Below are 14,868 nucleotides of genomic sequence, written 5' to 3'. Positions count from 1 at the left end.
CCATGAGGCCTGCACGAATCACTCACGAGGCTGAGGCAACGTCGTGACCCTCGGCGCCGTCGCGGGCCCCGTCGCCGGAACCGTTCGGGGAGGCGGCGCTGCCCGGCGGCAGGGTCGCGTCCGCCGTGTTGACGCGGGGCAGGGCGTAGGGGTGCTTCTCGCCCAGCCAGCGGATCATCTGCTCGCGGACCGTGACCCGTACCGTCCAGATGTCGTCGGCGTCCTTGGCGGTCACCAGGGCCCGTACCTGAAGGGTGTTCGGCGTGGCGTCGGTGACGGCAACGCCGTAGTCGCGGCCGTCCCAGGCGGCGCACTCGCGCAGGATGTCCCGCAGCTTCTCCCGCATCAGCTCCACCGGCGCCGAGTGGTCGAGATGCCAGTAGACGATGCCGGTCATCTGGCTGCCGCCGCGCGACCAGTTCTCGAACGGCTTCGACGTGAAGTACGAGACCGGCATGGTGATCCGGCGCTCGTCCCAGGTCCGCACGGCCAGGAACGTCAGCGTGATCTCCTCGACCGTGCCCCACTCGCCGTCCACGACGACCGTGTCCCCGATGCGGACCATGTCGCCGAAGGCGATCTGCAGCCCGGCGAAGAGGTTGGCCAGCGTGGACTGGGCGGCGACACCGGCGACGATGCCGAGGATGCCGGCCGAGGCCAGCAGCGAGGCGCCCGCCGCGCGCATCGCCGGGAACGTCAGCAGCATCGCGGCCACCGCCACCACGCCGACGACCGCGGCGACCACCCGCGTGATCAACGTCACCTGGGTCCGCACCCGCCGGACCCGGGCCGGATCGCGATGCACGCGTGCGTACCGCGCGTACGACGACTCCACGATCGCCGCGGCGATCCGGACCATCAGCCACGCCGTGGCGCCGATCAGCACCAGGGTCAGCGCCTGGCCGATGCCGGCCCGGTGCTCCTCCAGCAGCCGCGCCTGGTCGTAGGAGCCTCTGAGCATCGCGGCGCAGAGCACGAGCTGGTAGGGCACCCGGGCGCGGCGCAGCAGGCCCCACAGCGAGGTCTCGTCATACCGTTCGTCGGCCTTGCGCAGCAGCAGGTCGGTGACCCAGCCGATGAGCAGCGTCAGCACGACCGAGCCGCCGATCACGATCAGCGGGCGCAGTACGTTCTCCATGCCTGAGAACGTAACCGGCAGCGGGCGGCTGACACCATGTCCCCATGAACATCGTGCTCTTTCACTCCACCTATGGGCTCAGACCTGCCGTGCGCGCGGCGGCCGACCGGCTGCGGGCGGCGGGCCACGTGGTGTGGACGCCGGATCTCTTCGGCGAACGTACATTCGAAACCCTCGAGGAGGGCATGGCCTTCAACGACGGGATCGGCAAGGACGAGTTGCTCAAGCGGGCCGTGCTGGCCGCCGCGCCCTACTCGGAGCGGGGTCTTGTGTACGCCGGGTTCTCGCTCGGCGCCGCCATTGCGCAGACCCTCGCGCTCGGCGACGAGAAGGCGCGCGGGCTGCTGCTTCTGCACGGCACCTCGGACCTCGCGCCGGGTGTCACCGTCGACGGCCTGCCGGTCCAGCTGCACGTGGCCGAGCCGGACCCGTTCGAGACGGACGACTGGCTGAGCGCCTGGTACCTCCAGATGGGCCGCGCGGGCGCCGACGTGGAGATCTACCGGTACGCCGGGGCCGGCCACCTCTACACCGATCCCGATCTGCCGGACTACGACGAGGAGGCCGCCGAGGCCACCTGGCGGGTGGCCCTCGGCTTCCTCGACAGCCTGTAGACCGGACGGCTCCGGTCTAGACGGGGTCGTACGTCCGCTCGACCTTCTGCGTGCCGCTGCGCGTGCGGTACGAGCGGGCCCAGGACGAGGTCGCCGTCGTGGTGGTGCGGTCGGACAGGACGTAGTAGTCCATCTGCGCGCGGTCGGCGGTGATGTCCAGGACGCCGTAGCCGTGGCGGTCGGTGTCGACCCAGTGGACGTGCCGGTTGGCCAGCTGGATGACCGGCGCGGCGAGCGCGGAGACCGTGCCCTCGGGGACCTTCACCAGGTCGTCGAGGTTGTCGGAGGTCACCGAGGTGACCACGAACTCGGTGGCGGCGGAGGCGGACAGCGGGTACGTGCCGGCGTTCACCGGCACGTCGTTGGCCCACGCCATGTGGATGTCACCGGTCAGGAAGACGGTGTTGCGGATCGCGTTGGTGCGCAGGTGGGCCAGGAGTTCGCGCCGGTCGTCGGTGTAGCCGTCCCACTGGTCGGTGTTGAGGGCGATGCCCTCCTGCGGCAGGCCGAGCAGCTTGGCGAGCGGTTTGAGCAGGTCGGCGGAGAGCGAGCCGATGGCGAACGGGGAGATCATCACCGAGTTGCCGACCAGCCGCCAGGTGGTGTCGGAGGCCTTCAACCCGGCCTTCAGCCAGTCGAGTTGGGCCCGGCCCGTGATCGTCCGGTCCGGGTCGTCGACCGAGCCGCTGGCCGTGGCCACCTGCTGCGAGCGGAACGAGCGCAGGTCGAGCAGCGAGAGGTCGGCGAGCTTGCCGAAGCGCAGCCGGCGGTAGGTGGTGCCGGCGATCGCCGGGCGGACCGGCATCCACTCGAAGTAGGCCTGCTTGGCGGCCGCCTGCCGGGCCGCCCAGGTGCCCTCGGCGCCCTCGGTGTGGTTCTCCGCGCCGCCCGACCAGGCGTCGTTGGCGAACTCGTGGTCGTCCCAGATCGCGATGACCGGTGCCTTCGCGTGCAGGGCCTGGAGATCCGGGTCGGTCTTGTACTTGCCGTGCCGGGTGCGGTAGTCGGCGAGCGTGATGATCTCGTTCGCCGGTGCGTGCGGCCGCACGACGGTGCCCCGGGTCCCGTACTCCCCGGTCTTGTACTCGTAGAGGTAATCCCCGAGGTGCAGCCAGGCGTCCAGGTCGCCACGGGCCGCGAGATGGCGGTACGAGGAGAAGTAGCCGGCCTCCCAGTTGGCGCAGGAGACCACGCCGAAGCGCAGGCCGGACACGCTCGCGTCCGCCGCGGGCGCGGTGCGGGCGCGGGCGACGGAGGAGTCGGTGCCGCCGGCGGAGAAGCGGAACCAGTAGTCGGTGGCGGGCGCGAGGCCGCGGATGTCCGCCTTGACGGTGTGGTCGGAGGCGGCGGTCGCGGTGAGGGAGCCCTTGGCGACGACGTTCGTCAGCGCCTTGTCGGTGGCGACGGTCCAGCTGACCTCGGTGTCCGGGCCGAGGCCGGAGCCGGGGGTCGCCTCGGCGGTGGGCGTCACGCGGGTCCACAGGAGGATGCCGTCGGGCAGCGGGTCGCCGGAGGCCAGACCGTGCAGGAAGGCGGGGGCCTCGGTGGCGGCGCGGGCCGGGAGGGCGGCGGCGAGCGGGCCGGCCAGGACGGCGGTGGCGGCCGCGGCCTTGACCACCGAACGGCGGCGCGGGGAGCGCCAGTCGGGGCGCTCGGCGGAGGAGTCTGCGGGATCGGATGATCTGTATCGACTGGTCACGGGCGATCAGGTTACTGACCGGTACGGCGAGGAGCGGGCGAACCGTCAAAAGTTCGCCCGCTCTTCGACTGAAGGTCGATTCAGTATCAGGCCTTCAGGGCCGCCGTGATCGCGGTGTTGAAGTCCGCCACCGTCATCGGCGCGTTGCCCTGGCCGTCGGAACCGGTCAGCGCCTTGCCGTCCATCTTCAGGGTCGGGGTGCCCTGGATGCCGTCCTTGTTGAAGATCTTCGACTCCTCGATCGCCCAGCGGTCGTAGGTGCCGTCCTTCACGGCCTTCTGGAAGGCCGCGTTGCCCTTCAGGGCGGAGACCGTGTCGGCGATCTTGATCAAGTAGGCGTCGTCCTTGAACTTGTCCGTGGTCTCCTCGGGGTGCCACTTCGTCGAGTACATCGCGCTCTTGTACTCCAGGAAGGCCTCGGGGCTGACGTTGAGCGCCGCGCCCAGGGCGCTGAGCGCGTTCTTGGAGCCCTCGCCGCCGAGGTTGCCGTCGAGGAACGTGGCCCCGACGTACTGGATCTTGAACTTGCCGGCGTCCAGGTCCTTCTTGACCGTGGGTCCGACGGTCTGCTCGAACTGGGCGCAGACCGGGCAGCGCGGGTCCTCGTACATGACCAGGGTCTTCTTGGCCGTGGACTTGCCGAGGGTGACGACCGTGCCGTCGGTGCCCGTGGTGTTGGCCGGCTTGACGAGCTTGTCGTCCTTCGCGGCCTCCCAGTAGCCGGGCTTGTTGCCCTGCACGACCGCGTAGCTGATGCCGCCGGCTATCGCGAGGACGCCGACGATGGAGCAGGCCACGATGACCTGCCGCTTGATCTTGGCGCGCTTGGCCTGGCGCTCGCGTTCCTGCCGCAGCCGCTCGCGGGCCTGCGACTTCGCTGCGGCGCTGTTGCGCTTGCTCATGGTGGTGTTCTCCGTACGGGGAGGCGCACATGTCGTGTGCGGGGATACGTGAAGGGGGACGGGCGGTGCTCAGGTGCTGTGCTGTGTGCCGTACCGGCGGTGGTTCAGGCGACAGCGACCGAGCACGGCGGTCCACGCCGTCCCAGGGAGTGCACGAGGATCCGGTCGAGTGCGGAGGCCGTACGGCGTACGGGGGGCCGCGGCAGGCGGGTGCGCGGGGCCTGGCGCACGGTGACCGCGGCGACCGCCAGCAGCAGCGGGCGGAACGTCGTCGCGGCGACCGCGGCCATCAGCTGGTCCAGGGCCCGCTCGCCGCGGCGCAGCCAGCCCGCCGCGAGCATTCCGACGCCGATGTGCGCGCCCAGCAGCAGCCAGGCGGTGGCGGGATCGGCGTGCGCGAGCAGCGAGGTGACATGGCCGGGGTCGGTGCCGGTCACGCGGGCCAGCGGGGCGCCGACCTGGGTGCCGTTGCCGCACAGCAGGTCCCAGCCGACCGAGCGCAGGGGGCCGGCGACCGGGCCGCCCGCGGGGCCGTAGCAGACGTGCTGACCGGTGGTGAACACCGTGTCGGCGGCCAGCTCCAGCGGGATCAGCAGGGCGGCGATGCCGGCGAAGCCGCGCTCCCGGCCGGCCAGCGCGTAGGCGACCGCGAACACGGCGGCGGCGACCGCGGCCACCGTGTTCAGCGGCAGCGGGACCCGCGACAGCAGCACGTGCGACGCGGTGCTGAGCGTCACGACGAACGCCGTGAACAGCGCCGCGCGTACGGCTCGTGGCTGGGTCCCGGATATGTCCATAGCGGAGAGAGTGTGTCACGTGGTCCGGTAAGGGACCCCTAAAGGATCCCTGTGAGACCACAGACCGTTAGAGACCCGGAATCCGCCCGTTGCGGAACAGGTCCACGAAGATCTGGTGGTCGTAGCGCGCGCGTGCGCCGTAGTCGTGCGCGAAGGACGTCAGCATGTCCGCGAAGCCGTCCTCGTCGGCCGCGATCGCCGCGTCGATGGCACGCTCCGTGGAGAACGGCACCAGCGACTCGCCCGAGGTGTCGTCCGCCGCCGCGTGCATGGTGGCGGTGGCCCGGCCGAGGTCGGCGACGACGGCCGCGACCTCCTCCGGGTCGTCGATGTCGCTCCAGTCCAGATCGACCGCGTACGGCGACACCTCGGCGACCAGCTGGCCCGCGCCGCCCAGCTCGGTCCAGCCCAGCCACGGGTCCGCGTGCGCCTGCAGGGCGCGCTGCGAGATCACCGTGCGGTGGCCCTCGTGCTGGAAGTAGTCCCGGATCGCCGGGTCGGTGATGTGCCGGGAGACGGCGGGGGTCTGGGCCTGCTTGATGTAGATCACCACATCGTTCTCCAGGGCGTCGCTGTGGCCCTCCAGAAGGATGTTGTACGACGGCAGCCCGGCCGACCCGATGCCGATGCCGCGCCGGCCGACGACGTCCTTGACCCGGTAGGAGTCCGGGCGGGCCAGGGAGGTCTCCGGCAGCGTCTCCAGGTAGCCGTCGAAGGCCGCCAGGACCTTGTAGCGGGTGGCCGCGTCCAGCTCGATGGAGCCGCCGCCGGGCGCGAAGCGGCGCTCGAAGTCACGGATCTCCGTCATCGAGTCCAGCAGCTCGAAGCGGGTCAGCGAGCGGGCGGCGCGCAGCGCGCCCAGCAGCGGGCCCTCGGCGGTGTCCAGCGTGAAGGGCGGCACCTCGTCGCTCTTGGCGCCGGTCGCCAGCGCGTGGATCCGCTCGCGGTACGCGTCCGCGTACACCTCGACCAGCTCGGTGATCTGCTCGTCGCTGAGCGCCTTCGCGTACCCGATCAGCGCGATGGAGGCGGAGAAACGCTTGAGGTCCCAGGTGAAGGGGCCGACGTAGGCCTCGTCGAAGTCGTTGACGTTGAAGACCAGGCGGCCGTTGGAGTCCATGTACGTGCCGAAGTTCTCCGCGTGCAGGTCGCCGTGGATCCACACGCGCGTGGTGCGCTCGTCCAGGTACGGGCCGCCCCGCCGGTCACTGTCCACGTCGTGGTAGAAGAGCGCCGCCGTGCCCCGGTAGAACGCGAAGGCGGAGGCCGCCATCTTGCGGAACTTCACGCGGAACGCTGCCGGATCGGCGGCCAGGAGCTCGCCGAAGGCGGTGTCGAAGACGGCGAGGATCTCCTCGCCGCGCTGCTCGTCGTTGAGCTGGGGGACCGACATCGCTGGGTGCCTCCTGGTGCATGGATGTGTACGACAGCGTTTCTGTCGTTTCCAACGGGCGACGGGTCGCGGAAGTGCCCGCGACCCTCGCTGTGAAGGTACGCGGGGGAGCGCCGCGAGTGTCAGTGCCGAGGCATAGGATCCGATGTTGTCCCCCGGACTGTCCGCAGCCTGTCGCCCAGTGTTTTTCCATGGAGGCCACGCCGTGTCAAAGCCGCCGTTCACGCACCTGCACGTCCACACCCAGTACTCGCTGCTGGACGGTGCCGCGCGGCTGAAGGACATGTTCGACGCGTGCAACGAGATGGGCATGACCCACATCGCGATGAGCGACCACGGCAACCTGCACGGGGCGTACGACTTCTTCCATACGGCGAAGAAGGCCGGGGTCACGCCGATCATCGGCATCGAGGCGTACGTCGCCCCCGAGTCGCGGCGCAACAAGCGCAAGATCCAGTGGGGCCAGCCGCACCAGAAGCGCGACGACGTGTCCGGTTCGGGTGGCTACACGCACAAGACGATCTGGGCGGCCAACTCCACGGGCCTGCACAACCTCTTCCGGCTCTCCTCGGACGCGTACGCCGAGGGCTGGCTGCAGAAGTGGCCCCGGATGGACAAGGAGACCATCTCCCAGTGGTCCGAGGGGCTCATCGCCTCCACCGGCTGCCCCTCCGGCGAGCTGCAGACCCGGCTCCGCCTCGGTCAGTACGACGAGGCCCTGAAGGCGGCGGCCGACTACCAGGACATCTTCGGCAAGGACCGCTACTTCCTGGAGCTGATGGACCACGGCATCGACATCGAACACCGGGTCCGCGACGGCCTGTTGGACATCGGCAAGAAGCTCGGCATCCCCCCGCTGGTGACCAACGACTCGCACTACACGTACGCGCACGAGGCGACCGCGCACGACGCCCTGCTGTGCATCCAGACCGGCAAGAACCTCTCCGACCCCGACCGCTTCAAGTTCGACGGCACCGGCTACCACCTGAAGACGACCGACGAGATGTACGCCATCGACTCCTCGGACGCCTGGCAGGAGGGCTGCCGCAACACCCTCCTGGTCGCCGAACAGGTCGACACCGCCGGCATGTTCGAGGCGAAGAACCTCATGCCGAAGTTCGACATCCCCGAGGGCTTCACCGAGGTCACCTGGTTCAAGGAGGAGGTCCGCCTCGGCATGGACCGCCGCTTCCCGGGCGGCGTCCCCGACGACCGGCAGAAGCAGGTCGAGTACGAGATGGACGTCATCATCCAGATGGGGTTCCCGGGGTACTTCCTCGTCGTCGCCGACTTCATCATGTGGGCCAAGAAGCAGGGCATCGCGGTGGGTCCGGGCCGTGGCTCGGCGGCCGGTTCGATCGTCGCGTACGCCATGGGCATCACCGACCTCGACCCGATCCCGCACGGTCTGATCTTCGAGCGGTTCCTGAACCCCGAGCGCGTCTCCATGCCCGACGTCGACATCGACTTCGACGAGCGTAGGCGCGTCGAAGTGATCAGGTACGTGACGGAGAAATACGGCGCCGACAAGGTCGCCATGATCGGCACGTACGGCAAGATCAAGGCGAAGAACGCCATCAAGGACTCCGCGCGCGTGCTGGGTTACCCGTACGCGATGGGCGACCGCCTCACCAAGGCGATGCCCGCCGACGTCCTCGGCAAGGGCATCGACCTCAACGGCATCACCGACCCCTCGCACCCGCGCTACAGCGAGGCCGGCGAGATCCGCGCGATGTACGAGAACGAGCCGGACGTGAAGAAGGTCATCGACACCGCCAAGGGCGTCGAGGGCCTGGTCCGGCAGATGGGCGTGCACGCCGCCGGCGTCATCATGTCCAGCGAGCCCATCGTCGACCACGCCCCGGTGTGGGTGCGGCACACCGACGGCGTCACCATCACGCAGTGGGACTACCCGCAGTGCGAGTCGCTGGGCCTGCTGAAGATGGACTTCCTGGGCCTGCGCAACCTGACGATCATGGACGACGCCGTCAAGATGGTGAAGTCCAACAAGGGCATCGACCTCGACCTGCTGGCCCTGCCGCTCGACGACCCCAAGACCTTCGAACTCCTCCAGCGCGGCGAGACATTGGGCGTCTTCCAGTTCGACGGCGGCCCCATGCGCTCGCTGCTGCGCCTGATGAAGCCCGACAACTTCGAGGACATCTCCGCCGTCTCCGCGCTCTACCGTCCAGGCCCCATGGGCATGGACTCGCACACCAACTACGCCCTGCGCAAGAACAAGCTGCAGGAGATCACCCCGATCCACAAGGAGCTCGAAGAGCCCCTCGAAGAGGTTCTCGCGGTCACCTACGGCCTGATCGTGTACCAGGAGCAGGTGCAGAAGGCCGCCCAGATCATCGCCGGCTACTCGCTCGGCGAGGCCGACATCCTGCGCCGCGTGATGGGCAAGAAGAAGCCCGACGAACTGGCGAAGAACTTCGTCCTGTTCCAGAAGGGCGCCCGCGACAAGGGCTTCAGCGACGAGGCGATCCAGGCCCTGTGGGACGTCCTGGTCCCCTTCGCCGGCTACGCGTTCAACAAGGCGCACTCCGCCGCGTACGGACTGGTCTCGTACTGGACCGCGTATCTGAAGGCCAACTTCCCGGCCGAGTACATGGCCGGACTGCTCACCTCGGTCAAGGACGACAAGGACAAGTCCGCGATCTACCTGAACGAGTGCCGGCGCATGAAGATCAAGGTGCTCCCGCCGAACGTCAACGAGTCGGTGCACAACTTCGCCGCGCAGGGCGACGACGTGATCCTCTTCGGCCTCGAAGCGGTCCGCAACGTCGGTACGAACGTGGTCGAGTCGATCATCAGGAGCCGCAAGGCCAAGGGCAAGTACGGCTCCTTCCCCGACTACCTCGACAAGGTCGAGGCGGTCGCGTGCAACAAGCGGACCACGGAGTCGCTGATCAAGGCCGGCGCCTTCGACACCATGGGGCACACCCGCAAGGGCCTCACCGCGCACTTCGACTCGATGATCGACAACGTGGTCGCGGTCAAGCGCAAGGAGGCCGAGGGCCAGTTCGACCTCTTCGGGGGCGGCGAGGAGAGCAGCGAGCCGGGCTTCGGGCTCGACGTGGAGTTCACCACCGACGAGTGGGAGAAGGGCTATCTGCTCGCCCAGGAGCGGGAGATGCTCGGTCTGTACGTCTCCGACCACCCGCTCTTCGGCCTGGAGCACGTGCTGTCCGACAAGGCCGATGCGGGCATCGCCCAGCTCACCGGCGGTGAGCACGCGGACGGCGCGGTCGTCACCATCGGCGGCATCATCTCGGGCCTCCAGCGCAAGATGACCAAGCAGGGCAACGCCTGGGCGATCGCCACCGTCGAGGACCTCGCCGGCTCCATCGAGTGCATGTTCTTCCCGGCGACCTACCAGCTGGTGTCGACCCAACTCGTCGAGGACGCGGTCGTGTTCGTCAAGGGCCGTCTCGACAAGCGCGAGGACGTGCCGCGTCTGGTCGCGATGGAGCTCCAGGTCCCCGACCTGTCGAACGCGGGCACCAACGCGCCGGTGATCCTCACCATCCCGGCCACCCGCGTCACCCCGCCGATGGTCAGCCGCCTCGGCGAGATCCTCAGTCACCACAAGGGCGACAGCGAGGTCCGGATCAAGCTCCAGGGCCCGACGAGGACGACGGTACTGCGCCTGGACCGGCACCGGGTGAAGCCGGACCCGGCGCTCTTCGGCGACCTGAAGGTGCTGCTCGGCCCGTCCTGCCTGGCCGGCTGAGCACGCCGCGTCACATGAACACGCGAGAGGGGCGCACCCGTTACCGGGTGCGCCCCTTCGTCATGCCCGCACTGCTGATGTCAGTTGTGACCGAAGCGCTTCTGCCGGCCCTTGCGCGCGACGTCCGCGGGGGTCACCTGGGATATACGCTGCTCGGCCTGTGCCTCCATCGAGGACCTCTCGGCCTGCTGCTGACCACGCTCCGACTGCGGCTGCTTACGGTCCTGTTTCTTGTTCTTGGCCATGGTGATCTACCTCCTGAGGGGGATCTGAGGGGCCAGAGCCGGGACCAGATTCACATAGCCTGACAAAGAACGCATTTCGGATAATTACCGTCTGTGACATGGGGCAACGCCACGCCGAAGATCGAGTTCGGGCCGTTAACCTCCGCGCTGTCGGGCAGACTCGAAGGAAGCCCGAAGCAAACCTCCCGGAAAGAGGGTGGATCGCGTGGACCGCTGCATCGTCCTGGTGGACGCCGGGTATCTGCTGGGGGCCGCCGCGAGTCTGCTCGCCGGGGAACCCTCACGCTCCCGCATCACCGTCGACCACGCCGCCCTCATCCAGGGGCTGCGCGAGCGCGCCGAGTCCGACACCGAGCGCCCGCTGCTGCGCATCTACTGGTTCGACGGCGCCCCCGACCGCGTGCCCCAGCCCGAGCACCGCAGACTGCGCGTGATGCCCCGCGTCACCGTCCGGCTCGGCGCCCTGACCCGCAGCGACGGCCGCTGGGCGCAGAAGGGCGTGGACGCCGCGATGCACGCCGAGCTGACCGAGCTGGCCCGCAACCGCGCCTGCTCCGACGTCGTCCTGGTCACCGGCGACGGCGATCTGCTGCCGGGCATGATGGCCGCCAAGGAGCACGGGGTCGCCGTACACCTGTGGGCCGTGCAGGCCGCCGACGGCGACTACAACCAGTCGGAGGACCTGGTCGCCGAGGCCGACGAGCGGCGCGTGCTCGACCGGGCGTGGATCGTCAAGGCCGTACGGGCCAAGGACCTCGGTGGGGTGTGCGCGCCGCCGCCGGTGCCGCGGCCCGAGATCGCCGCGATCCTGTCCGCGCCGCTGCCGGACGCCCCGCTCGCCCCGGCCGGCGAGCGGCCCGAGGAGGAGACCGAGCACGCCCCGGCCGCGGCCGGCTCGGAGAACGGCACGCAGGAGCGGGTGCCCGCACCCAAGGGCGTGCCGACCCCCAAGGATCTCGCCGCGCTGCGCGCCCCCGGTGCGCAGCCCGACCGGCACCCGGCGAGCGCGACCCTGCGCTGGTCCTCCGACAAGGGCTGGGTCGACCGGCCCGTCACCGAGGCGGCCGACGCCGCCTCGATGCCGACGCTGGCCCAGCTGACCACGGCGGAGCAGCGGTGGGCCGACCGGGAGGAGGACATCACCACGGTCGGCGGCGACCCCTACGAAGTCGGGCAGGTGTTCGCCCGGCGGTGGATGGGCCGCCTCGGCGAACAGGGCCAGCTGCAGAAACTGTCCGGGATGTACCCGCGGGTCCCGCACCGGATCGACGGCGAGCTGCTGCGCTACGCGGCCCGGTTCGGCCTGCTCGCGCACAAGGACGACCAGATCGACGAGCACGACCGGTACGCCATCCGGGCCGGGTTCTGGCGGGAGATCGACGTCCGCACGGCGGCCGAGCACGCCCCCGCGGGCGAGTAGTTCCCTACCGGCGGATTTGCCGTCATCGGCCAACCCGGGAGCGGGCGGGGCTCGTCGACCCCGTACCCTCGTCCCTTGTGAGAGGTACGCGCGCGGCACAGGCACATCGGCACGGTGGCGATGTCGTGTGCGCGGTGCGCGGACTGACCAAGACCTATCCGGCGGTACGAGGACGGCGCGGCACGCCCGCGACACCCGCGGTACGGGCCACCGACGACGTACGCCTCGACATCCGCGGCGGTGAGATCTTCGGGCTGCTCGGGCCGAACGGCGCCGGCAAGACCACCCTGGTACGGCAGCTGACCGGGCTGATGCGGCCCGATGCCGGGCGCGTGGAGATCCTCGGGCACGACATCGTGAAGCACCCGGAGCGGGCCGCGCGGATCCTCGCCTACCTCGGCCAGGAGTCGACCGCCCTGGACGAGCTGACGGTTTCCCTGGCCGCCGAGACCACCGGGCGGCTGCGCGGCCTGGAAGCGCGCGACGCGCGGGCCGAGCGGGACGACGTGCTCGACGAACTGGGGCTCACCGCGCTCGCCGGACGGCCCCTGAAGAAGCTCTCCGGCGGCCAGCGGCGGCTCGCCTGTCTCGCCGCCGCGCTGGTCGGGGAACGGCCGCTGCTGGTGCTCGACGAACCGACCACCGGGATGGATCCGGTGGCCCGGCGGGCCGTGTGGGCCGCCGTCGACCGGCGCCGGGCCGAGCGCGGCACGACCGTCCTGCTCGTCACCCACAACGTCATCGAGGCCGAGACCGTGCTCGACCGGGTCGCCGTCCTCGACCAGGGCCGGGTCATCGCCTGCGACACCCCGACCGGGCTCAAGGAGCAGGTCGCCGGGGAGGTCCGGGTCGACCTGGTGTGGCGCGAGAAGGCGCCGCTGCACGTCCCCGAGGTCGCCGCGCTGCACGAGCGGGCCGTCGAGTCCGGGCGCCGCTGGACGCTGCGGCTGGCCCCGGAGGAGGCGCGTACCGTCGTCGCCACGGTCACCGGCGGCAGCGCCTTCGCCGCCCTGGACGACTTCACCCTGACCACGCCGTCCCTGGAGGACGTGTACCTGGCGCTGGGCGGCGCCGCGCGGCAGGGGTTGGTGAAGGCGTGAGCGCGCGAGCCGCCGTATCCGTATGGAACGGGGACAGGGCGGGCGAGACCCCCGCAACGGACCCTCGGGCCGCGACGGACGCTGAGCAGAAAACGGACGCTGAGCAGAAGGGGAGCCGCGCGACGTGAGTGTCGTACCCGCCGAAGTCCTGCCGGGCAGTGCCCTGGCGGTGGAGGAGGCCGTTCCCGTGGGCGCGGCCGAGCTCGCGCCGCGGGCGCGGCTGTGGCCGTCCCTCTGCGCGATCTACCGGGCGCAGCTGTCGCGGGCGCGGGTCGCGCGGATCCCGCTGCTGTTCGTGGCGACCTTCCAGTCGATCGGGATCATGATCCTGATGCGCGGGGTCGTGGACGGCGGCGGCGAGGCCGAGTCGGTGGTGGCCGGATCCTCCGTGCTCGTCGTCGCGTTCGTCGCGCTGAACCTGCTCGCCCAGTACTTCGGGCAGCTGCGGGCCAGCGGCGGGCTCGACCACTACGCCACGCTGCCGGTGCCGCCGGCCGCCGTGGTGCTCGGGGCGGCCGGGGCGTACGCCTCCTTCACCGTGCCGGGGACCGTGGTGACCGCGGTCTTCGGCTGCGTGCTGTTCGGGCTGCCGCTGACGCACCTGTGGGTGCTCGTCGCGGTCATCCCGCTCGCCGGGGCCGCGCTCGCCGGTCTCGGGGCCGCGCTCGGACTGCTCGCGCCGCGGCCCGAACTGGCCACGCTGCTCGGCCAGTTGGGCATGTCCGCGGCGCTGCTGCTCGGGGTGCTGCCGGCCGACCGGATGCCCGACGCGGTGCGCTTCACGCGGGATCTGCTGCCGTCCACGTACGGCGTCGAGGCCTTCGCGCGTACGTTCGGGCCGCATCCCGACTGGGCCTTCGTCCTCGGTGACCTGGCCGTCTGCGGGGTCGTCGGGGTCCTCTCGCTCGCCGTCGCCACCTGGGCGTACCGCCGGGCGGCCGTCCGGTGACGCGCCGCACAGACGCGCCTGGCACGATGTCAGGGTGACCGCACCGTTGACTCCGCCTCCGCCGCCGCACGAACACTCCTCGCACGACGCGTGGCAGCCTCCGGGGGCCGCGCGCGGGTCCGATCCGGGTGCCGGTCCCGGTGCCGGGTACGGGGCTTCCGTGCCGCGTGACTCCCTGTGGGACGGCACGTACGGGCAGGACGGGCCCGGCATGAAGACCGAGCTGCGAGAGGCCGGCATCGTCGCCGTGGCGGTCGCGCTCTCGGGTGTGCTGCTGGGGGTGCTGTGGTGGTGGCTGGCGCCGCATGTGCCGCTCGTGGGGGACGTGGTCGAGAAGCGGTGGATCGTCTATCTCGCGGACAGCGAGGGGGAGCAGGCGATCGGGGTCGACGGGACGTTCGCGCTGCTCGCGTTGGCGTTCGGGGTCGTGAGTGCGGTGGGGGTGTTCGTGTGGCGGCGGCGTGGGGGTGTGCCGTTGGTTGTGGCGGTGGGGGTCGGGGGGTTGCTCGGGGCGTTGCTCGCCTGGCGGGTGGGGGTGTGGCTCGGGCCGACGGGTGATGTGATCGCGCACGCGAAGGATGTGGGCAAGGGGGTTACGTTCTCGGCGCCGTTGAAGTTGGGGGCGAAGGGGGCGTTGCTGGCGTGGCCGTTCGCGGGGTTGCTGGTCCACCTGGGGCTGACGGCGTTGTTCGGACCGCGGGATCCTGAGCTGTATCAGGCGGGGCCGCCGGTGCCGAAGGACTCTTACGGGGCGCCGCTGTCGTAAGGGCGACTTTCCTCGCCCCCGCCGCCCCTACCCGTCCCATCCTTCTGGGGGCTCCGCCCCAGACCCCGCTCCTCAAACGCCGGAGGGGCTGGATTACACCGACCTG

General features: G+C 70.4%; 12 protein-coding genes. 6 read left to right on the top strand and 6 right to left on the bottom strand.

The window, feature by feature from the left end; genetic code table 11:
• Positions 1-22 precede the first annotated feature (22 nt).
• Positions 23-1,138 (bottom strand): mechanosensitive ion channel family protein, encoded by a 1,116-nt coding sequence (locus tag ACWDR3_RS43980; RefSeq protein WP_450358312.1) that lies wholly within the window; start codon positions 1,136-1,138, stop codon positions 23-25.
• A gap of 44 nt (positions 1,139-1,182) precedes the next feature.
• Between ACWDR3_RS43980 and ACWDR3_RS43975 the strand changes: the two genes are divergently transcribed.
• Complete coding sequence (locus tag ACWDR3_RS43975) at positions 1,183-1,752, top strand: dienelactone hydrolase family protein (RefSeq protein ID WP_450358311.1); 570 nt, start codon at positions 1,183-1,185, stop codon at positions 1,750-1,752.
• A gap of 16 nt (positions 1,753-1,768) precedes the next feature.
• Here the strand turns inward: ACWDR3_RS43975 and ACWDR3_RS43970 are convergent, their stop codons facing one another.
• From ACWDR3_RS43970 to ACWDR3_RS43955, 4 genes are all read right to left on the bottom strand, one after another.
• The gene (locus tag ACWDR3_RS43970) at positions 1,769-3,451 is read right to left on the bottom strand and encodes an alkaline phosphatase D family protein (protein WP_450358310.1); all 1,683 of its coding nucleotides are present in this window, start codon (positions 3,449-3,451) and stop codon (positions 1,769-1,771) included.
• Between the two features lie 86 nt (positions 3,452-3,537).
• Entirely contained in the window at positions 3,538-4,353 is an 816-nt protein-coding gene (locus tag ACWDR3_RS43965) for a thioredoxin domain-containing protein (RefSeq protein ID WP_450358309.1), read from the bottom strand.
• A gap of 104 nt (positions 4,354-4,457) precedes the next feature.
• On the bottom strand, positions 4,458-5,150 hold the full coding sequence (locus ACWDR3_RS43960; RefSeq protein ID WP_450358308.1) for a hypothetical protein: 693 nt from the start codon (positions 5,148-5,150) through the stop codon (positions 4,458-4,460).
• A 67-nt stretch (positions 5,151-5,217) separates the two neighbouring features.
• Entirely contained in the window at positions 5,218-6,543 is a 1,326-nt protein-coding gene (locus ACWDR3_RS43955; RefSeq protein ID WP_450358307.1) for a DUF2252 domain-containing protein, read from the bottom strand.
• A 205-nt stretch (positions 6,544-6,748) separates the two neighbouring features.
• Between ACWDR3_RS43955 and dnaE the strand changes: the two genes are divergently transcribed.
• Positions 6,749-10,282 carry a DNA polymerase III subunit alpha gene (gene dnaE, locus ACWDR3_RS43950; protein WP_450358306.1) on the top strand — a complete coding sequence of 1,178 codons (3,534 nt, stop codon included), beginning with the start codon at positions 6,749-6,751 and terminating at the stop codon, positions 10,280-10,282.
• Positions 10,283-10,362: 80 nt separating this feature from the next.
• Here dnaE and ACWDR3_RS43945 read toward each other — a convergent pair whose 3' ends face one another.
• Entirely contained in the window at positions 10,363-10,527 is a 165-nt protein-coding gene (locus ACWDR3_RS43945) for a hypothetical protein (RefSeq protein ID WP_185146475.1), read from the bottom strand.
• 205 nt (positions 10,528-10,732) lie between these two features.
• Between ACWDR3_RS43945 and ACWDR3_RS43940 the strand changes: the two genes are divergently transcribed.
• The 4 genes from ACWDR3_RS43940 to ACWDR3_RS43925 all read left to right on the top strand — a co-directional run bounded on the left by ACWDR3_RS43940 (position 10,733) and on the right by ACWDR3_RS43925 (position 14,762).
• Positions 10,733-11,947, top strand: a complete 1,215-nt coding sequence (locus tag ACWDR3_RS43940) for an NYN domain-containing protein (RefSeq protein WP_450358305.1) — start codon at positions 10,733-10,735, stop codon at positions 11,945-11,947.
• A 125-nt stretch (positions 11,948-12,072) separates the two neighbouring features.
• Positions 12,073-13,047: an ABC transporter ATP-binding protein gene (locus ACWDR3_RS43935; RefSeq protein WP_450358313.1), complete on the top strand. Its 975-nt coding sequence runs from the start codon at positions 12,073-12,075 to the stop codon at positions 13,045-13,047.
• Positions 13,048-13,171: 124 nt separating this feature from the next.
• On the top strand, positions 13,172-13,996 hold the full coding sequence (locus ACWDR3_RS43930; RefSeq protein WP_450358304.1) for an ABC transporter permease: 825 nt from the start codon (positions 13,172-13,174) through the stop codon (positions 13,994-13,996).
• A gap of 34 nt (positions 13,997-14,030) precedes the next feature.
• Entirely contained in the window at positions 14,031-14,762 is a 732-nt protein-coding gene (locus ACWDR3_RS43925) for an AAA family ATPase (protein WP_450358303.1), read from the top strand.
• Positions 14,763-14,868 lie beyond the last annotated feature (106 nt).

The sequence above is a fragment of the Streptomyces sp. NPDC001002 genome (assembly GCF_053599215.1).
The sequence above is the reverse complement of the archived record's forward strand: the minus strand, read 5'-3'. Positions and strand labels throughout refer to the sequence as shown.

What these genes read in the sequence shown, in the direction of transcription:
- ACWDR3_RS43980 (WP_450358312.1), bottom strand. Translation starts at nt 1,138, where the DNA reads ATGGAGAACGTACTGCGCCCGCTGATCGTGATCGGCGGCTCGGTCGTG.
- ACWDR3_RS43975 (WP_450358311.1), top strand. Translation starts at nt 1,183, where the DNA reads ATGAACATCGTGCTCTTTCACTCCACCTATGGGCTCAGACCTGCCGTG.
- ACWDR3_RS43965 (WP_450358309.1), bottom strand. Translation starts at nt 4,353, where the DNA reads ATGAGCAAGCGCAACAGCGCCGCAGCGAAGTCGCAGGCCCGCGAGCGG.
- ACWDR3_RS43960 (WP_450358308.1), bottom strand. Translation starts at nt 5,150, where the DNA reads ATGGACATATCCGGGACCCAGCCACGAGCCGTACGCGCGGCGCTGTTC.
- ACWDR3_RS43955 (WP_450358307.1), bottom strand. Translation starts at nt 6,543, where the DNA reads ATGTCGGTCCCCCAGCTCAACGACGAGCAGCGCGGCGAGGAGATCCTC.
- ACWDR3_RS43945 (WP_185146475.1), bottom strand. Translation starts at nt 10,527, where the DNA reads ATGGCCAAGAACAAGAAACAGGACCGTAAGCAGCCGCAGTCGGAGCGT.